An 18,460-nucleotide genomic window follows, 5' to 3' on the forward strand; every position below is an offset into this window, starting at 1 on the left:
AATTTTCCGTGTTCGACCAGCCAGTTAGGCCGTTTTGACACCAACTGGCACGGTCTCTGCCTGGTGGATTGTATACAAAATCAAGCAGGCGCCGTATGCAGGTGCCTGCCCACCACGGAGGCGGCGATCCATGACCCAGCAGATTCCCCCGGGCTACAGCCCACGTCTGTACAACGAAGACCTCGGCCCGGTAGCGCAGAAATGGAGCTGGTACAACATCTTCGCCTTCTGGATGAGCGACGTGCACAGCGTCGGCGGCTACGTCTTCGCCGCCAGCCTGTTCGCCCTGGGCCTGGCCAGTTGGCAGGTGCTGATCGCCCTGCTGGTGGGTATCTGCATCATCCAGGTGATCGCCAATCTGGTCGCTCGCCCCAGTCAGCAGGCCGCCGTGCCCTATCCGGTGATCTGCCGGCTGGCCTTCGGTGTCTTCGGCGCGAACATCCCGGCGGTGATCCGCGGTCTTATCGCCGTAGCCTGGTACGGTATCCAGACCTACCTGGCGTCCAGTGCCCTGGTCATTGTGGTGCTCCGATTCTTCCCGGCCCTGGCCGTCTATGGCGATACCAGCTTCCTCGGGCTCTCCTATCTTGGCTGGATGGGCTTTCTCACCCTCTGGGTGCTGCAGGCCTGCGTGTTCTGGGCGGGCATGGAATCCATCCGCCGCTTCATCGACTGGGCGGGTCCCGCCGTATACGCGGTGATGTTCGTGCTCGCCGCCTGGATCGTCTGGCGCGCCGGCTGGAGCAACATCAGCTTCACCCTGGCGGAAAAGCAGCTGAGCGGTTGGGCTGCCTTCGGTCAGGTAATCATGGCCATCGCCCTGGTGGTGTCCTACTTCTCCGGCCCGACGCTCAATTTCGGTGACTTCAGCCGCTACTGCCGTTCCATGCAGGACGTCCGCCGTGGCAACTTCTGGGGCCTGCCGATCAACTTCCTGGCCTTCTCCCTGGTCACCGTGGTGATCGTCTCCGGCACCCTGCCGGTGTTCGGCGAGATGATCCACGATCCCATCGCCACCGTAGCGCGCATCGACAACACCACCGCGGTGCTGCTGGGCGCCTTCACCTTCGTCACCGCCACCATCGGCATCAACATCGTCGCCAACTTCGTCTCGCCAGCCTTCGACTTCGCCAACGTGGCGCCGAGCAAGATCAGCTGGCGCGCCGGCGGCATGATCGCCGCGGTAGCCTCGATCTTCATCACTCCTTGGAACCTGTTCAACAACCCCGAGGTGATCCACTACACCCTGGACGTGCTGGCGGCCTGCATTGGTCCGCTGTTCGGCATCCTGCTGGTGGACTACTACCTGCTGCGCAAGGGCCAGATCGACGTCGACGCCCTGTTCGATGACACCCCCAGCGGTGCCTACTGGTACAGCGGTGGCGTGAACTGGGTGGCGGTCCAGGCGTTGGTCGCCGCGGCGCTGATCGGGCTGTGCTTCACCTTCGTGCCCTGGTTCAAGCCGATCGCCAACTTCGCCTGGTTCACCGGCTGCTTCCTCGGCGGACTGTTCTTCTATGTCCTCAGCCGTCGCAGCGTCAGTTCGCTGCCGGCCCGAGGCGCCGCCGCGGTGTGATGGATCCGCTGGCGTTTCGGGCTAGACTAGGCGTTTTGCTCCAAGGCGCTTCACCCATGTCCGCTCCTGTCATCAAGACGCCCTGCGTCGGCCTGTGCTCGACGATGTTCGGCGATCACGTCTGCCGTGGCTGCAAGAGATTCCACCACGAGGTGGTGAACTGGAATCTCTATAGCGAAGAGGAGCGCCTGGCCGTCTGGGCGCGGCTGGAGCTCCTACTGGTGCAGGTGGTGTCGGCCAAGGTCGATGTCTTCGATGCCGAGTTGCTGCGCCAGCAACTGCAGCAACGCAGCATCCGCTTCCGACCCGATCAGTCGGAGTATTGCTGGGCCTATCAACTGTTGGCCCGTGGTGCGCGCCATATCCAGCAACTGGACGCCTATGGCATTCGCCTCCTGCCGGAATTTCGTGAACGACCCCTGGCCGAGTTGCGCGATGCCATCGACCGGGAATTCTTCCTGCTCTCCGAAGCCCATTACGACCGCTACATCGCTCCGCGCTTCCTGCTCGAAGGCGTCGACAGCCGCGTCTGAACGCCAGCAGGCAGGCGGCGCTGCCCAGGCGCGTGCCTTTCTCTATAATGCGCGGCTTTTGCATGGGATTACGCTGATGTCCTTGCCCGAGATGAACGACTTCCTCGGTTGCCGCACGCCGGACGCCTGGGTCGAGGCCGCGCTGCAGGACCTGCCGACGCTGCTGCAGGACCACGCCAACAACGAGAAGAAGGCCGCCGGCGCCGCCTTCCACTATTTATTCACCTATTCCAATCGCGCCGAGCTGTCCTGGAAGATGTCGCGCATCGCCCGCGAGGAACTACGGCATTTCGAACAGGTGCTGCAGATCATGAAGCGCCGGGGCATCGAGCATCGCAATGTCAGCTCGGCGCGCTATGCCGGCGCCCTGCGCAAGCTCTGCCGCAATCACGAGCCGCTGAAGCTGACCGACAGCCTGGTGATCGGCGCCTTCATCGAATGCCGTTCCTGCGAGCGCTTCGGCGCCGTGGCGCCTCATCTGGACGAAGAGTTGGGCAAGTTCTACAGCGGCCTGCTGGCCTCCGAGGCGCGCCACTTCCAGGACTATCTAAAGCTGGCCTATCTCTATGGCGAGCGGGACGACGTGGACGCCAAGATCGCTGAGGTGCGCGCCCTGGAGGTGGAGCTGATCACCTCCGGCGACCGCGAGATGAGGTTCCACAGCGGTATCCCGCAGGTGGCCTGAGCCGCCTTACTTGCAGGCCTTGGTCTCGCCGACGTAGGGATTGCCGCGGCCCATGATGCAGGCCAGGCGCTGGTTGCGCTGGCGCTCCCAGGCTTCCGGCGGGTACTGCTTGGTCCAGGCGGTGTAGAGCTGGCGATCCTGCTTGGACAGGCGCAGGCCGTAGCGGTCGCTCATATAGAAGTAGGTGCGGGCGACCATGCCGCGGATTTCCGGGCGTGGCATGGCGGTCTTGGCCTTGAAGTCCACCACCATCTGGCAGGCGCCGTACTGGGTCGGCTTCTGCGGCAGCCAGCCGAAGGCGAAGTTGCTGCGATCGCCATTGACCTCACCGACCACCGGCACCAGGTTGAACAGATCGGCCTCGGCCTTCTGGTACACCGGGTCGTGGGCGGTGCAGTTCTTGCGGCCGCCTTTCTGCCAGCACTGGCGCTGGTGGCCGATCACCCAGGCGGGGACGATGTGTTCCCATTCGATGCGACTGGCGCGCTGGGCGCTCTTGCGCGGGACGTAGCCGCAGCTCTTGAGGTCCACGGTCTTGCCGCTGTAGTGGCAACCGCAATAGAAGTCCACCCCCTGTTGGGCATAGACCTTGGCCGCGACCTGCTTGGCTTCGCTGAAGGTGCGGGGCGGTTGAGGCGTGGCCAGGGCGCTGAGGGACGCCAGGGTCAGGCTGAGCAGCAGGGCGGGGCGCAACGACATGGAGAATCCGTCCGAAAAAGCGCGGATACTACCGACCCGTACAGGGTCGCGGTGTGACTGGGTTCACTGGAATCCGTCGCGCCCTGATGCCGCCGCTGGCGCGGAACAGATACGATATCAATGACTTAGAGGTAAGGCATGGCAGCCTGGGACATCTTCTGCACGGTGGTGGACAACTATGGCGACGCGGGCATCACCTGGCGGCTGGCCCAGCAGTTGGTCGCCGAGCATGGACAGCAGGTGCGCCTGTGGATCGATGACCTCTATCCGCTGGCGCGCATCCAGCCGGGCGTGGACGGCACTGCCGAGCAGCAATGGCATCGGGGCGTCGAGGTGCGGCTCTGGCGCGCTGGCGAGATCGAGGCAGAGCCGGGCGACGTGGTGGTGGAAGCCTTCGCCTGCCAGGTTCCGGAAGACTTCGTAGCGGCCATGGCACGCCGCGCCGAGCGGCCGCTCTGGCTAAATCTCGAGTACCTCAGTGCCGAGGAGTGGATCGAAGGCTGCCATGCCTTGCCATCGCTCCAGCCCACTGGGCTGAACAAGTATTTTTTCTTCCCCGGCTTCACGGCCAAGGTGGGAGGACTGTTGCGGGAGCAGGGTCTGCTCGCCCAGCGGGATGAATTCCTTGCGACTGCCCAGGCACGTACCGACTTTCTCGCCAGCCTCGGGGTTAAGCGGCAGTCGGACGAGCGGCTGTTCTCGCTGTTCGCCTACGAGAACCCGGCGCTGATCGACTGGCTGGACGCCCTTAGCGCGAGCGCTCGGCCCACCTGCCTGCTGGTGCCCGAGGGGCGGGTACTGGCTAACGTCGCCGCCTGGCTGGGAGTCGACTGGCTCAAGGCCGGCGACAGCCATCGCCGCGGTGCCCTGCGGGTCCAGGTGCTGCCCTTCGTCTCCCAGCAGGACTACGACCGTCTGCTCTGGTGTTGCGACTTCAACGCCATTCGTGGCGAGGACTCCTTCGTCCGCGCGCAATGGGCCGGCCATCCGTTCGTCTGGCACATCTATCCGCAAGAAGAAGACGCCCATTTCGTCAAGCTCGAAGCCTTCCTCGCGCGCTACGTCGAGACGGCTGCGCCCGTGCTGGCCCAGGCGGTCACCGGTTTTTGGCTGGCCTGGAATGGTCGCGGCGACCTGGCTGCGGCCTGGTCGGTACTCGAGGCGCAGGTCGCGGATTGGCGGTTACTGGCGAGCGATTGGAGCGAGAGAATGGCTTCCCATAGCGATCTTGCCAGTAGCCTGGTGCTTTTCCATACAGATTGGCTATCATATGGCGCCTCGAAATCCCGTTCTTCCATCCATACGGATAACCGCATGAAAACCGCACAAGAGTTCCGTGCCGGCCAAGTGGCCATGATCGACAACGCTCCCTGGGTCATCCAGAAAGCTGAATACAACAAGTCCGGCCGTAACGCTGCAGTGGTCAAGATGAAGCTGAAGAGCCTGCTCTCCGGCAGCGCGACCGAAACCGTCTTCCGCGCCGATGACAAGCTCGAGCCGGTCATCCTGGATCGCAAGGAAGTTACCTATTCCTACTTCGCCGATCCGCTGTACGTCTTCGTCGACGCCGACTACAACCAGTACGAAGTCGAGAAAGACGACCTGGGCGAAGCCATCGCCTTCATCGAAGACGGCATGACCGACGTCTGCGAAGCGGTGTTCTACAATGATCGCGTCATCTCCGTCGAGCTGCCGACCACCATCGTGCGCCAGATCGCCTACACCGAGCCGGCCGTCCGCGGTGATACCTCGGGCAAGGTCATGAAGACCGCTCGCCTGAACAACGGCTATGAGCTGAAGGTTTCCGAGTTCTGCGATATCGGTGACCACATCGAGATCGATACCCGTACCAACGAGTACAAGTCGCGCGCCAAGGTCTAAGAACCTATTCAAAGTCTGCTGCGCGTCGGCCAAACGGCGTTGAAAATGGCTTCGGAATGCTCATTTACCACTCGTAAACTCCGCTTCCTCAGCCATTTTCGCCTTGTTTGGCTCTAGCTCGCGAGACTTTGAACAGGCTCTAAATCAGGCGTCTCGATGAAAAGCCCGGCTTGCCGGGCTTTTTGCTGTCTGGGTGTCTACCGGGCCCAACCGCTGTTGCAACCCTCCTTCGCTGCTGGATAGTGCCACCGTGGAATCGCTGTTTACCTTGTTGATCGATGTCGTCCTTGGGGCGCTGCTGGGTGTCGTGGGTGGGCTGTTCGGTATCGGCGGGGGCCTGATCGCCATTCCGGTGCTGGCGCTGTTGTTCGGCCTCGACCAGCAACTGGCCCAGGGCACCGCCCTGGTGATGGTGGTGCCTAACGTGCTGCTGTCGGTCTACAAGTACAACCAGCGCAATCGCATCGACTGGCAGCGCGCCGCGTTGCTGGCGGGTGCGGGCATGGTCTCGGCCCTGGTCGGTACGGCACTGGCGGTTTCCCTCGATGCCCGCTCCATGCGCCACGGCTTCGTCGGTTTCCTGCTCGTGCTGGTGCTCTACAACCTCTGGCAATTCTATCGGCGTGGCCAGCCGCCGCTGACCACACCGAGCCGTCTGGGGCTCGGCGTACTGGGGCTGGTGGCGGGGCTGGTCGGCGGGCTGTTCGGTGTGGGCGGGGCGGTGATCGCCACGCCGATCCTGGCGGGAGTGATGGGGCTGAGCCAGGTGGCGGCCCAGGGCATGTCGCTGGCCATGGCGTTGCCCACCACCGGCGTTACCCTGGCCAGCTACGCCTGGCACGGCGAAGTGGATTGGAGCGTCGGCATTCCCCTGGCCATTGGTGGCCTGCTCAGTGTGAGCTGGGGCGTGAAGCTGGCCCACCAGCTTCCCGAGCGGCTGCTGCGTTTGCTGTTCTGCGCTTTCCTGCTGCTGTGCGCAGTGCTGCTGGCGCTGCGCTGACTATTGCCGAAAGCCTTCGGCGATATGCTCGGCGAGGGTGTCGATGATCGGCGAGGCACTTCGCGGACTGCGCAGCAGTTCGATGGAGCAGGACGGCAGGTCGGGCATGCCGTCGGCTTCGCCGAGCCGCCGCAATTCGTTCGGCAGCAGGCTTTCCAGCTGCGCGGTGACTGCCAGACCCGCTTTGACGATGCCGAGCAGGGCGGCAAGGCTCGGGCTGCTGTAGGCCAGGCGATAGCCGCGCCCGCGGTTGTCCAGGGCGCGGCGTGCCCAGTCGCTGAGGAAGCAGGAGGTGTTGAACATCGCCAGCGGCAGCGGATCGCGCTGGTGCACGTCGAAGCCAGGCGCCTCCGCCCAGACGAAGCGCTCCCGACGCAGCGGCAGGCCGATCTCGTTGCCCGGCTCGCGGGTGACGATGGTCAGGTCCAGATCCTGGCGTTGCAACAGGCCCGCGCTGGGCTCGCAATGCACGTCCACCTGCACCAGCGGATAGGCCTTGGCGAAGCCCGCCAGGATGCCGGGGATGAATCTCATGACGTAGTCATCGGGCGTGCCGATACGCACCGTCCCCACCATGTGCGGCTCGCGCAGGGTGGTCATCACCTCACCGTGCAGCTTGAGGATGCGCCGCGCGTAGCCCAGCAGAATCTGGCCCTCCGCGGTCAGTCGCACCTGGCGCCCATCCCGTTCGAACAGCCGACGTTGCAATACGTCTTCTTCCAGCTTGCGCATCTGCATGCTGACCGCCGATTGGGTACGGCTGACGACCTCTGCCGCTCGGGTGAAACCGCCGTACTCGGCGATGGCGACGAAGGTGCGCAGTAGATCCGAGTCTATGCTGGGATAATTCATTTCATCATCCAGGCGAATGCATCGCATAAGAAAGATTCGTTGGATTGATGTTAAGCCGAATCGGAGACTTGAGCTATAGCCCTCACCGAGGAACAGTGCCATGGCTCAGCTCACCTCTCGTCGCGTTGCCGCTTTCAACACCAATCGTTCACTGACGCAGCGCGTCGCCAAGGCCTTCGCCTGGCTGGCGCGTGCATTGGAACTCTCGCGTCAGCGTCGCGCCCTCTACCGACTGGACGACGCCGCCCTCGGCGATCTGGGTCTGAGCCGCGCCGATGCCTGGCAGGAGGCCGACAAGCCGTTCTGGCAACAACCGCCAGAGGAAGGCCCGCGTCGATCCTGCTAGGGTGAGGAGGACCTCCTGATCAGGAACCTGGATGGACAGTCTTTCCCTACGCGAGGCGCGTCGGCTGGTCCTGCGTGCTCAAGGATTCGGCGCCCCGCCCAAGGGTGGAGTGGGGCCGGGCGCCTTGTATCGCCAGGCCACCCGCTTGGGCGTGCTGCAAATCGACTCGGTCAATGCGCTGGTGCGCTCCCACTATCTGCCGCTGTTCAGCCGCCTAGGTTGCTATGACTTCACCGACTTCGACGTCCTCGCCTGGGGCAAGGGGCGGGCCCGTAAGCTCTATGAATGCTGGGCCCATGAGGCCTCGCTGGTACCCGCCGAGGTCTGGACCGAGTTGCACTGGCGGCGGGAGCTAGCGCGGCAGGGCGTAGGGATCTATCGGCAGTTGGCCCGCTTCGCGGTCGAGCAGCCCCAGGTGGTGGCCGAGACGCTTGCAGCCGTGGTGCAGCGTGGCCCGCTGGGTGCTGGCAGCCTGGCGCAGCGCACCGACAAGGCCGGGCCCTGGTGGGACTGGAGTCCGACCAAGCTGGCGCTGGAATGGCTGTTTGCCGCGGGTGAGGTGACGGTGGCCGGTCGCCGCGGTTTCGAGCGGCTCTACGATCTGCCCGAGCGAGTCCTGCCAGCGGCGATCCTGGCGGCTCCGGTGCCGACACCGGCCGCGGCGCGGCGAGCACTGCTGCTGCGCAGCGCGCGGGCGCTGGGCGTGGCGAGCGAGGGGCAGTTGCGCGATTATTTTCGCCTCAGCCCCGCCGACGCTCGCCAAGGCATCGCCGAGTTGCGCGAGGAGGGCAGTCTGCAGCCGATCCAGGTACAAGGCTGGTCCAAGCTCGGCTACGTCGCGGAAAGCCCCAATCCAGGACGGCCGGTACACGCGGCGGCGCTGTTGTCGCCCTTCGACTCCCTGGTCTGGGAGCGCGAGCGTACCGAGCAACTGTTCGACTTCCGCTATCGGCTGGAACTCTACATGCCAGCGCCCAAGCGGGTCTACGGTTACTACGTGCTGCCCTTTCTCTACCGGGAGCGCTTGACGGCGCGGGTGGACCTGCGCGCCGAGCGGGCACAGTCGCGGCTGGCGGTGCACGCCGTGCATCTGGAGCCGGCGGGGCTGGACGAGGAGGGTCGGGAGGCCTTGGCAGGGCAGTTGCGTGCGCTGGCCGACTGGCTGGGTCTCGCCGACCTGCAGTTGCACGGGCCGGCGGAGGTCTTGCGAGCAGCGGTGGCGCGGCACTGAATCGCGCCGCGCCCTCTGCCTAGCGGCGAATGCCCTTGAGCGTCTCGGCGATCATGAAGGCCAGTTCCAGGGACTGGTCGGCGTTCAGGCGCGGGTCGCAATGGGTGTGGTAGCGATCGGACAGGGCGTCTTCGGTGACCGGGCGAGCGCCGCCGATGCACTCGGTGACGTTCTGGCCGGTCATCTCGATGTGAATGCCACCCGCGTAGGTCCCCTCCGCCTTGTGCACGCCGAAGAACTCCTTGACCTCGCCCAGCACGCTGGCGAAATCCCGGGTCTTGTAGCCGCTGGAGGCCTTGATGGTATTGCCGTGCATGGGGTCGGAACTCCACAGCACCTGGCGACCTTCGCGCTCCACGGTCTGGATCAGCCGCGGCAGATGGTCGCCGACCTTGCCCACGCCCATGCGCACGATCAGATTCAGGCGCCCCGGATCGTTCTCGGGGTTGAGGGTATCGATCAGGCGGATCAGGTCCTCGCTGGTGGTGGAAGGACCGACCTTGACGCCGATGGGGTTGTTGACCCCGCGCAGGAATTCCACGTGGGCACCGCCCGGCTGACGGGTGCGATCGCCGATCCAGAGCATGTGCGCGGAACAGTCGTACCAGTCGCCGGTCAGGCTGTCGCGGCGGACGAAGGCTTCTTCATAGTTGAGCAGCAGCGCCTCATGGGCGGTGAAGAAGTTGGTCTCCTTGACCTGGGGCGCAGTGTCCAGGCCGCAGGCACGCATGAACGCCAGGGTCTCGTCGATACGATCCGCCAGTTGGTGATAGCGGTCGGCCAGCGCCGAGTTGGCGATGAAGTCTAGGTTCCAGCGATGCACCTGGTGCAGGTCGGCGAAACCGCCCTGGGCGAAGGCGCGCAGCAGGTTGAGCGTCGCGGTCGACTGGTTGTAGGCCTGGATCAGGCGCTGGGGGTCGGGGATACGGCTGCCTTCGGTGAAGTCGATGCCGTTGACGATGTCGCCACGGTAGGCCGGCAGGGAGACGCCGTCCTGGACTTCCTCGCCCGAGGAGCGCGGCTTGGCGAACTGGCCCGCCATACGGCCGACCTTGACCACCGGGCAGCCGGCGGCGAAGGTCATGACCACCGCCATCTGCAAGAGCACCTTGAAGGTGTCGCGAATCTTGCCGGCAGAAAATTCGAAGAAGCTTTCCGCGCAATCGCCGCCCTGCAACAGGAAGGCCCGACCCTGGGTGACCTCGGCGAACTGCCGGCGCAATTCGCGGGCTTCACCGGCGAACACCAGCGGCGGATAGCCGGCCAGGGTGCGCTCCACTTCGGCGAGGCGGGCTTGATCGGGATATTCGGGTTGTTGCTGGATGGGCAGGCCTCTCCAGCTGTTAGGGCTCCAGGGCGCGGACATGGCTCTCTCTGCAAGGGGTCGACGAAGCCGGCCATGATAACCGAAGGAGCCGGTAGCGCTCGATAGACTATGGCCATGGCGGCTACCATGGCGGTCAATAGAGGAGGGTGTGATGGCGGCTACGGAAGTCTTGCTGGAAGAGGTCGTCGATGCCTATGGGCGGATCCGGGTAGTGGAGGTAGGGCCTTATCGCTTCCTGGAGTTCGGCGAGGAGGTGGAGCAGAGCTGTGTCTTCACCCGGGACCCGGCCTGGCTGGAATACGACTATAACCGGGCCATGCTGCTGGGGGCGCTCTGTCATGCCGCGCCGCGGCGGGCACTATTCCTCGGCCTGGGCGCCGGTACCCTGACCCAGGCCTGCCTCAAGTGGTTGCCGCTGGAGGCGGTGGAAGCCCTGGAACTCCGCCCGGAGGTCCCGCGCCTGGCGCGGCAGCACCTGGGGCTAGGCGACGATCCGCGGCTCGACATCCGTATCGGCGATGCCATGGAATTGCTCGAGGCGGCGGCCCCGGCGGATCTGCTCTTCGTCGATCTCTATACCGACGTGGGCCCCTCGAGTGCCCATCTGGCCTGGCGTTTCCTGGAAAACTGCCAGGCCAAGCTCCAGCCCGGTGGTTGGCTGGTCATCAACCAGTGGAGCACGAACGACGGCAAGCCCCTGGGGGCACCCTTGCTGCGCGGATTGTTCCGCCACCACTACTGGGAATGCCCGGTAGTCGAAGGCAATGTCATTCTGCTGGTGCCGGCCAGCCTGGAGCAGGAGCTGGACGAGGCTGGAGTGCGGGCGCGGGTGCGCGACCTGACGCCGCAGGCGGGTTTCGATCTCGAGCCTTACCTGGACAACCTGAGGGCGGCGACGTGAGCGGATATCGGCTAATGTCCTCTGGAAAAATGTCCAGGGTTCGGGTATTATTCGCCCCGGTCTTTTTGACCTTCCGTTCAGGAACTGCATTTTCCCGGTCCGCCGCCATGGCCACTCCGGTCGTGCGTTCGCCCGACGGCGAACAATCCTAGACGCTTCACCCCTTTTTCATCGCTATTTCGCAAAAAGCTCACACCTTGGCTGCCTGGGCGACTTCGGTCATTCGGATAAGCGCAGCTCTTGGCTTTGGGGTCTTTGCGAAGCACACGAGGCAAGACAATGACCCAGGACACCAGCGGTTTCGCTGCGCTCAATCTCAATCCCGCCATCCTCGCCGCCATCAAGGCCGTCGGCTACGAAGAGCCGTCGCCCATCCAGTCGCAGTCCATCCCGGTGATTCTCTCCGGCCACGACATGATCGGCCAGGCCCAGACCGGTACCGGCAAGACCGCAGCCTTCGCTCTGCCGCTGCTCTCTAAGCTCGACCCGTCCCGCCGCGAACCCCAGATTCTGGTGCTGGTTCCCACCCGGGAACTGGCCCTGCAGGTGGCGACCGCCTGCGAAACCTATTCCACCGAGATGCCCGGCGTTAAGGTCGTGGCCCTCTACGGCGGCGCGCCCATGGGTCCGCAGCTGAAGTCCCTGCGCATGGGCGCCCAGGTACTGGTCGCCACCCCCGGTCGTCTGTGCGACCACTTGCGTCGCGACGACAACCTGCTGGCCACCGTCCAGCACCTGGTGCTCGACGAAGCCGACGAGATGCTCAAGCTGGGCTTCATGGATGACCTCGAATTCATCTTCGAGGCCATGCCGGAGTCCCGCCAGACCGTGCTGTTCTCGGCTACCCTGCCGCCGTCGATCCGCGCCATCGCCGAGCGTCACCTGAAGGAGCCGCAACACGTCCGCATCGCGGCCAAGACCCAGACCGTCGCCCGCATCGAGCAGGCGCATCTGATGGTCCACGCCGACCAGAAGCCGGCGTCGGTGCTGCGCCTCCTGGAAGTGGAGAACTTCGACGCCCTGATCGCCTTCGTCCGCACCAAGCAGGCGACCCTGGACCTGGCCGAGCTGCTGGAGCGCCAGGGCTATCGCGTCAGCGCCCTGAACGGCGACATGCCCCAGGCCCAGCGCGAGAAGACCATCGAGTCCCTGAAGGACGGTTCGCTGGACATCGTGGTCGCCACCGACGTCGCTGCTCGCGGTCTGGACGTGGCCCGTATCACCCACGTGCTGAACGTGGACATGCCCTACGATCCCGAGTCCTACGTCCACCGTATCGGCCGTACCGGCCGCGCCGGTCGCGAAGGTCGCGCGCTGCTGCTGGTGACTCCGCGTGAGCGCCGCATGCTACAGGTCATCGAGCGCGTCACCGGTCAGCGCGTCGGCGAGATCCGCCTGCCCGACGCCGAAGCTGTGCTGGAAGCCCGTATCTCCCGCCTGGCCGATGGCGTGGGTTCGCTGCTGGCCGATGCCGATGCCACCCACGGCGCCCTGCGTCAGGAGCTGTGCGAGCGTCTGCAGTGCGATCCTTCGACCCTGGCCGCCGCCCTGTTGGCCAAGCTGACCACTGGCCGCGCCCTGGACATCGAGTCCGTGCGTCGCGAGCAGCCGCTGACCCCCGGTGCCGGCCGCAGCGACCGTCCGCGTACCGAGCGCGGCGAGCGTGGCGACCGTCCTGAGCGTGGCGAGCGTCCGGATCGCGGCGAGCGCCGCCCGATGCAGCCGCTGCCGGAAGGTCGCGTCCGCTGCCGTACCGCCCTGGGCGCGCGCGATGGCGTCGCCGCCAAGAACCTGCTCGGTGCCATCATCAATGAAGGCGGCATGGATCGCGAGGCCATCGGCCGCATCCAGATCCGTGACTCCTTCAGCCTGGTGGAGCTGCCCGAGGAAGGCCTGGAGCGTCTGCTGACCAAGCTCAAGGACACCCGCGTCGCCGGCAAGGCCCTGCGCCTGCGTCGTTATCGCGAGGACTGATCCCGCGGTGACACGAAAAAGCCCCGGATATCCGGGGCTTTTTTCTGCCTGCCAGAACGGCGGGGTAGGTCTAGAAGATCACCTTGTCGCGCAGTTTCTCGGCGGCCAGTTGCAGGGCCTGGATGACCCGCTCCTTGTCGTAGTTCTGGATGTTGTTGGTGTCCAGGTACATGGAGAAGCCAGGCAGTTCGTGTTCGACGTAGCTGGGGGAGGCACCCAGGTCGCGGCGGAAATCCACCACCTGGTAGATCTGCACCGGCTTGCTGAAGCCCTTGACCGTGATCTGGCTCTTGTCGCGGCACATGATGGTGTCCTTGATCAGCGAGTAGGTCTCGTGGCTGATCAGGATCTCGCCGGCATCGGCGGCGTTCTCTAGCCGGCTGGCCAGGTTCACCTCGCGGCCGATGATGGTGTAGTCCATGCGCGTGCTGGAGCCGAAGTTGCCCACCGTGCAGTAGCCGGTATTGAGGCCCATGCGGATTTCCAGCGGCTTGTTGATGCCCTGGCTGCGCCATTGCTGGCGCAGCACCTTCATGTGCTTGCGCATGGCGATGGCCATGGAGACCGCCGCCACCGCATCCTTCTTGGCGCCCTGGCTGTTGGCGTCGCCGAAGAACACCATGACGCAGTCGCCGACGAACTTGTCGATGGTGCCGCCGTACTTCACGGCGATCTTCGACATCTCGTTGAGGTAGTTGTTGAGCATGTCGGTGAGGGCTTCGGCCTCGAGTTCCTCGGACAGCTCGGTGAAGCCCTTGATGTCGGAGAAGAATACCGTGAGTTTCTTGCGCTGGGTGCCCAGGGCGATGTGCTGCTTGCCGGTGAAGATGGATTCCCACACCTGGGGCGACAGGTACTTGGCCAGGTTGTGCGCCAGGATCGCCGACTTTTCCTGCTCGCGCTTGAGGTCATCGTTGATCTGGATCAGGCGCTTGCGTTGCCGGTGCAGGAAGTAGGCGGTGCCCCAGAGGTGCAGCATGGTGCCCACCACGGCGGTGACGGCCACCAGCAGCGGACTGGTCAGGTCGACTCCCTGGAAGAAGGTGGCACTGCCCAGTGCCGCGGCGCTGGTGGCGAACAGCAGGCAGAGCCCGAGCAGGCGCGGACCGCCGCGCAGCATGCTGGTATAGCCGAGCATGATCAGCAGCATCAGGGTGGGCATCAGCGGGAACCGCAACACCACCGCGGCGAGGCCGACGTGGATGGCATCGATGGCAGCGAGCAGGATGTCGGTCTGGGGGCCGCGGTCGCGCCTCAGCTTGAGGCTGATGGTCTGGGCCAGGTGCGGGTAGAGCAGGGCGTAGGGAATCAGCCACAGACCGACGGCGTTGGCCTGGGTGTAATAGCCGGCGGAGATGCTGGCGGCGGCGATCAGATAGGCGAATACCCGGGCGTAATAGACGCCCAGGCTGTCACCGGAAGCAGCGAGGAACCGGTTGAGCGCAAACTTCATCTGACGGGTCCGTTTCGAGATAGGCGATAAGTCGGTGCAACTCCGTTCGCGACGATGAAAGCGGCCGGGTTTTGAGCTGTCGCAATTTTAGCCGAGAGGCTAGAGCACGGCCAAGGATGTCACCAAATCCCCTCGTATGACATCGAATTTCAAGGAGTCGCGGTGGGTTACACTGGGTCATTTCCCCAGGAGTGAACCCATGGATGCCCTCGAAGCCCTTTGCAATCGCGCGTCGGTCGGCCGCCTCACCGAGCCCGGACCTTCCGCCGCGCAGCTCGAACTGCTCCTGCGCGCCGCGGATCGCGCGCCGGATCACAAGCTGCTGCGCCCCTGGCGACTGCTCCTGGTAGCGGGTGAAGGGCGTGAACGCCTGGGTGAGCTCTATGCCGAGGCGCTGCTGCGGCGCGAGCCCGAGGCGGACGCCGCGGCCCTGGACAAGGCCCGGCGCATGCCGTTGCGGGCGCCCCTGGTGATCGCCGTGGTTGCCTCTCCCCAGGAACACCCCAAGGTGCCGCTGCAGGAGCAGGTCATCACCGCCGGCTGCGTCGCCCACGGGTTGGTCAATGCGGCCTTCGCCCTCGGCCTGGGCGCGGTCTGGCGCTCCGGCGAGTTCAGCTACGACCCCTGGGTATTGCAGGGGCTGGGCCTCGCCGCCAACGAACAACTGGTGGGCTACATCTATCTGGGCACGCCGGAGGTGGCGCCGCGGGTGCCGGCGCCCAGGGATCTGGGACGGCAGGTCAGCCATTGGCCAGCACCGGTCGCAGCGGCAGAGTGACGCTGGCGACGAAGCCACCGTCGGGGTGATTGGCCAGTTGCAGGTCGCCGCCGTGGCGTTGTACCGCCCGGCGGGCGATGGCCAGTCCCAGGCCGTAGCCGTTGGCTTGTTGGTGATCCGCGCGAAAGAAGGGTTCGCCAAGTCGGGGTAGATCGTCGGCCCTGACACCGGGACCGTGGTCGCGGACCTGGATGCGCACCTCGCCGGCCACGACCTCCGCCGAGATGACGATAGGCCGTGTCGGCGGGTTGAATCTCAGGGCGTTGCGCAACAGGTTGTCCAGCGCGCGTTCCAGGACGTCGGGCCAGCCGTCCAGCTGCAGGGCGGGAGGCACGTCCAGTTCGACCCTTTGCTGGGGCGCGGTGAGTTGGGCGTCCTCGACCAGGCCGCTGAGCAATGGGTGCAGCTCGACTTGCTCGGGCGGACCCGGATCGGCTTCCTGGCGGGCAAGGGCGAGGATCTCACCGATCAGGGTCTCCAGGCGATCGCACTCCAGGGTTAGGCGCGGCCACATGTTGCCCAGGTCGTGCGGGTCCGAGCGTTCGGCCAGGGCCAAGGCGATGCGCAGTCGGGCCAAGGGCGAGCGCAGTTCGTGGGAGACGTCGCGCAGCAGCTGACGCTGGCTGTCGATCAGCCGCTGCAGGTGCGCACCCATGCGGTTGAAGTCACTGGCCAGCACGCCCAGTTCGTCCTTGCGGCGGGCCAGGCGGGCGAGGGTGTCCTGTTGATAGGCGGTCTGGCCAAGATCATGGACGGCACGCCGCAGGTGATTGAGCGGGCGGGTCAGGCTGAGCGTCAGCAGCAGGCTGAACAGCGTCAGTACCAGGGTGGCGATGGCCAGGGTGCCGACCGGCCAGAACAGGCTCTCACGGCGCCAGGCGCCCAGTTCCGGTGTGGGCAGATGGTAGATGAACAGGTAGTTCTGGCCGCTGGGGCTGGTGTATTCGTCGGTCAGGCGTCGCCAGGGCAGCGGTCGGTTGGGATCGCGGGCACCCGGGCCGGGGCGCTGCAGGCGCTGGGGCTGGTCGGGATCCTGGTCGAAGAGGCGCGGTGGCAGGGTGCCGCGCACCAGGGGCGAGCCGTTCTCGCCCAGCACCAGCACATCGATGCCGTAGCGGCCCTTGCGCTGTTCGAGGAGTCCCTGGGCCGCGGCGGGGCCGTCGTTTTCATAGCGTTGCACCCATTGTTCGGGCAGGTCGCGCAAGCCTGGATGCTGCGCGAGGATCCAGGAGTCCTGGTCGGCCAGGTGGCCGAGCAGCATGGTCAGGCCGACCGCGGAGAGAATGGCCAGCCAGAAGGTGGCGAAGATGCGCCAGAAGAGAGAGCGAAAAACCATGCGGTCGCCTTGCACAAACGCCGCGCCGAGGACCATCGGCGCGGCGGACGGGGGTTACGAGGATTTGTGGTCTTGTTTCCACTGCTGGAATTCGGCCCACTCCTTGGCGCGATCCTCACGCTTCTTCTCCATTTCGTCGAAGCGCTTCTGCTGGTCGGGCTTGAGTAGGGCGCGAATGGCCTGGCGGGTCTTGTCGCGATTGCCGTCGAGTTGCTCCTGCAGGGCCTTGCGCTGGTCCTCGGGGAGCTTGTCCAGGTAGCTCTTGACGATCTCACGCTGCTGGTGGCGCTCCTCACCCATCAGCTTGCCCACCTGCTCGCGCTGATCGGGGGTGAGCTTGAGACCGCGCAGCGGGCCTTCGCCGCGGTGGCCGCCATCCATCGGCTTGGCCTGGGGCGGCGGGGTGACGGCGGTGCCGTCCGGGGTGGCGGCCAGGGTGAGGGTGGGCAACAGGGCCGCGAAGAGGACGGCGGGCATGAGTTTGCGCATCGAAAAATCTCCTTGGGATGGCCGGTTGCGGTACCGGATGAGCCCAAGTCTAGGAGGCGGGGAGTCAGTGGCGGTCAGCGGGCGTAAAGGCGGGGTAAAGGCTGGAGCACCAGCGCCCCTCGCCTAGACGCTGTAGTAGTAGCCGCGGCCACGCAGGGCTAGGATGCGCGGACGACCGTCGGCATGGCTGCCGAGTTTGCGTCTCAGGTTGCTGACGTGCATATCCAGGCTGCGATCATAGAGCGTCAGCTTGCGCCCCAGCGCAGCCTGGGCCAGCGCCTGCTTTTCCAGGGGCTCGCCCGGTTGGCGCAGCAGGGCTTCGAGGATGCGGCTCTCGGTCAGCGTGAGGGTGATCTCGGTCTCGCCGATGTTGGCTACGCCGCGTGCCAGGCTCAGCGACAGGTCGCCCAGTTGCAGGCGCGCGGCGGGCTGCGCCGGATGGCTGCGCCTGAGGATGGCCCTCAGGCGTGCGGTGAGTTCACGCGGATCGCAGGGCTTGGCCAAATAGTCGTCGGCGCCCAGCTCCAGACCGAGGATGCGGTCGAGCGGCTCGCCGCGGCCGGAGAGCATCAGCACCGGCAACTGTGGATGATCGCTGCGCAGTTGCTTGAGCAGTTCCAGGCCACTGCCGTCGGGCAGCATGACGTCGAGCACCACCACGTCGGGCGTCGCCTCGCGCAGGTGATTGCGCGCATCGACGCCGGCATGGCAGGCAGTGACCTCGAAGCCTTCCTGTTTTAGCCAGGCGCTGAGCAGGTCACAGAGTTCCTGGTCGTCGTCGATCAGCAGAATCTGGCTCATGGCGCTAGTCTCGCGGTTCGTCCATGGGTTGCAGATGGCGCGCCAGATAGAGGCCCTGGCCGAGCATGAAGACCAGGGTCATCGCCAGGCTGCCGAAGACCTTGAAGTCCACCCAGATGCTCTCGAAGGTGAAGGCGACGAAGAGATTCGCGCAGCCGCAGACGATGAAGAAGATGATCCAGGCGATGTTCAGGCGCGTCCAGATCGGCGCGGGCAGCTTGACCGCGTGGCCGAGCATGCGCTGGATCAGCGGCTTGTCACCGATGAAATGGCTGCCCAGGAAGGCCAGGGCGAACAGCCAGTTCACCACCGGCGCCTTCCATTTCAGGAAGGTTTCGCTGTGGAAGGCCAGGGTCATGCCGCCGAACACCAGGCAGGCCAGCAGCGTCAGCCATTGGCTCTTCTCCAGCCGACGCTGGGCCACATAGATGGCGCCATAGACCACCAGCGAGGCAAGGATGAGCACGGCGGTGGCACTGAAGATGCCGCCCAGGGTGAAGGCATGCCCGGCGAATTCCACCGGACGCGGGTCGAGCTTGTAGACGAGGAAGAACAACAGGAGGGGGATGAAGTCGATGAATTGTTTCATTACCGCAGC

General features: G+C 65.2%; 18 protein-coding genes and 1 pseudogene. 11 read left to right on the forward strand and 8 right to left on the reverse strand.

From position 1 onward, the window contains the following. The first annotated feature begins 130 nt into the window (after window positions 1-130). From QZ471_RS19490 to miaE, 3 genes are all read left to right on the forward strand, one after another. Entirely contained in the window at window positions 131-1,576 is a 1,446-nt protein-coding gene (locus tag QZ471_RS19490) for an NCS1 family nucleobase:cation symporter-1 (protein ID WP_295466898.1), read from the forward strand. 56 nt (window positions 1,577-1,632) lie between these two features. Then, window positions 1,633-2,109 carry a DUF1289 domain-containing protein gene (locus QZ471_RS19495; RefSeq protein WP_295466899.1) on the forward strand — a complete coding sequence of 159 codons (477 nt, stop codon included), beginning with the start codon at window positions 1,633-1,635 and terminating at the stop codon, window positions 2,107-2,109. 73 nt (window positions 2,110-2,182) lie between these two features. Continuing rightward, window positions 2,183-2,794, forward strand: coding sequence for a tRNA isopentenyl-2-thiomethyl-A-37 hydroxylase MiaE (miaE, locus tag QZ471_RS19500; protein WP_295467296.1), 612 nt, complete (start codon window positions 2,183-2,185; stop codon window positions 2,792-2,794). A gap of 6 nt (window positions 2,795-2,800) precedes the next feature. Here miaE and QZ471_RS19505 read toward each other — a convergent pair whose 3' ends face one another. Next, entirely contained in the window at window positions 2,801-3,493 is a 693-nt protein-coding gene (locus QZ471_RS19505; RefSeq protein WP_295466901.1) for an endonuclease I family protein, read from the reverse strand. A gap of 138 nt (window positions 3,494-3,631) precedes the next feature. Between QZ471_RS19505 and earP the strand changes: the two are divergent. The 3 genes and pseudogenes from earP to QZ471_RS19520 all read left to right on the forward strand — a co-directional run. Then, window positions 3,632-4,759 (forward strand): annotated as a pseudogene (earP, locus tag QZ471_RS19510) (elongation factor P maturation arginine rhamnosyltransferase EarP); the annotation flags it as partial. Between the two features lie 48 nt (window positions 4,760-4,807). Next, entirely contained in the window at window positions 4,808-5,374 is a 567-nt protein-coding gene (gene efp / locus QZ471_RS19515) for an elongation factor P (protein WP_295467298.1), read from the forward strand. 259 nt (window positions 5,375-5,633) lie between these two features. Beyond that, window positions 5,634-6,374 (forward strand): sulfite exporter TauE/SafE family protein, encoded by a 741-nt coding sequence (locus QZ471_RS19520; protein ID WP_295467300.1) that lies wholly within the window; start codon window positions 5,634-5,636, stop codon window positions 6,372-6,374. On the opposite strand, the gene QZ471_RS19525 is transcribed toward QZ471_RS19520, so the two are convergent. Further along, complete coding sequence (locus QZ471_RS19525; RefSeq protein ID WP_295466903.1) at window positions 6,375-7,226, reverse strand: LysR substrate-binding domain-containing protein; 852 nt, start codon at window positions 7,224-7,226, stop codon at window positions 6,375-6,377. Window positions 7,227-7,326: 100 nt separating this feature from the next. Here QZ471_RS19525 and QZ471_RS19530 point away from each other — a divergent pair, with 100 nt between their 5' ends. Together QZ471_RS19530 and QZ471_RS19535 are read left to right on the forward strand one after the other, a co-directional pair. Further along, complete coding sequence (locus QZ471_RS19530; protein ID WP_295466905.1) at window positions 7,327-7,572, forward strand: DUF1127 domain-containing protein; 246 nt, start codon at window positions 7,327-7,329, stop codon at window positions 7,570-7,572. A 31-nt stretch (window positions 7,573-7,603) separates the two neighbouring features. Further along, window positions 7,604-8,803 (forward strand): crosslink repair DNA glycosylase YcaQ family protein, encoded by a 1,200-nt coding sequence (locus QZ471_RS19535; protein ID WP_295466907.1) that lies wholly within the window; start codon window positions 7,604-7,606, stop codon window positions 8,801-8,803. A gap of 19 nt (window positions 8,804-8,822) precedes the next feature. On the opposite strand, the gene QZ471_RS19540 is transcribed toward QZ471_RS19535, so the two are convergent. Beyond that, window positions 8,823-10,169, reverse strand: a complete 1,347-nt coding sequence (locus QZ471_RS19540) for a class II 3-deoxy-7-phosphoheptulonate synthase (protein ID WP_295466909.1) — start codon at window positions 10,167-10,169, stop codon at window positions 8,823-8,825. Window positions 10,170-10,281: 112 nt separating this feature from the next. On the opposite strand from QZ471_RS19540, the gene QZ471_RS19545 reads away from it, so the two are divergent. Then, the gene (locus tag QZ471_RS19545; RefSeq protein ID WP_295466911.1) at window positions 10,282-11,031 is read left to right on the forward strand and encodes a spermidine synthase; all 750 of its coding nucleotides are present in this window, start codon (window positions 10,282-10,284) and stop codon (window positions 11,029-11,031) included. 279 nt (window positions 11,032-11,310) lie between these two features. Next, complete coding sequence (locus QZ471_RS19550) at window positions 11,311-13,005, forward strand: DEAD/DEAH box helicase (protein ID WP_295466913.1); 1,695 nt, start codon at window positions 11,311-11,313, stop codon at window positions 13,003-13,005. A gap of 70 nt (window positions 13,006-13,075) precedes the next feature. Here QZ471_RS19550 and QZ471_RS19555 read toward each other — a convergent pair whose 3' ends face one another. After that, on the reverse strand, window positions 13,076-14,458 hold the full coding sequence (locus QZ471_RS19555) for an adenylate/guanylate cyclase domain-containing protein (RefSeq protein ID WP_295466915.1): 1,383 nt from the start codon (window positions 14,456-14,458) through the stop codon (window positions 13,076-13,078). A 199-nt stretch (window positions 14,459-14,657) separates the two neighbouring features. Between QZ471_RS19555 and QZ471_RS19560 the strand changes: the two genes are divergently transcribed. Continuing rightward, window positions 14,658-15,236, forward strand: a complete 579-nt coding sequence (locus QZ471_RS19560) for a nitroreductase family protein (protein WP_295466917.1) — start codon at window positions 14,658-14,660, stop codon at window positions 15,234-15,236. On the opposite strand, the gene QZ471_RS19565 is transcribed toward QZ471_RS19560, so the two are convergent. The 4 genes from QZ471_RS19565 to QZ471_RS19580 form a co-directional block, all read right to left on the reverse strand. After that, window positions 15,199-16,572 (reverse strand): HAMP domain-containing sensor histidine kinase, encoded by a 1,374-nt coding sequence (locus tag QZ471_RS19565; protein ID WP_295466919.1) that lies wholly within the window; start codon window positions 16,570-16,572, stop codon window positions 15,199-15,201. The two genes, QZ471_RS19560 and QZ471_RS19565, sit on opposite strands and share 38 nt — an antisense overlap. Before the next feature lie 54 nt (window positions 16,573-16,626). Next, window positions 16,627-17,061, reverse strand: a complete 435-nt coding sequence (locus QZ471_RS19570; protein WP_295466921.1) for a Spy/CpxP family protein refolding chaperone — start codon at window positions 17,059-17,061, stop codon at window positions 16,627-16,629. Between the two features lie 123 nt (window positions 17,062-17,184). Continuing rightward, window positions 17,185-17,862, reverse strand: a complete 678-nt coding sequence (locus tag QZ471_RS19575; protein ID WP_295466923.1) for a response regulator transcription factor — start codon at window positions 17,860-17,862, stop codon at window positions 17,185-17,187. A 4-nt stretch (window positions 17,863-17,866) separates the two neighbouring features. Then, window positions 17,867-18,451 carry a septation protein A gene (locus tag QZ471_RS19580; RefSeq protein ID WP_295466925.1) on the reverse strand — a complete coding sequence of 195 codons (585 nt, stop codon included), beginning with the start codon at window positions 18,449-18,451 and terminating at the stop codon, window positions 17,867-17,869. Window positions 18,452-18,460: the final 9 nt, after the last annotated feature.

The sequence above is a fragment of the uncultured Pseudomonas sp. genome, from assembly GCF_913774235.1.
GTDB lineage: Bacteria > Pseudomonadota > Gammaproteobacteria > Pseudomonadales > Pseudomonadaceae > Chryseomonas.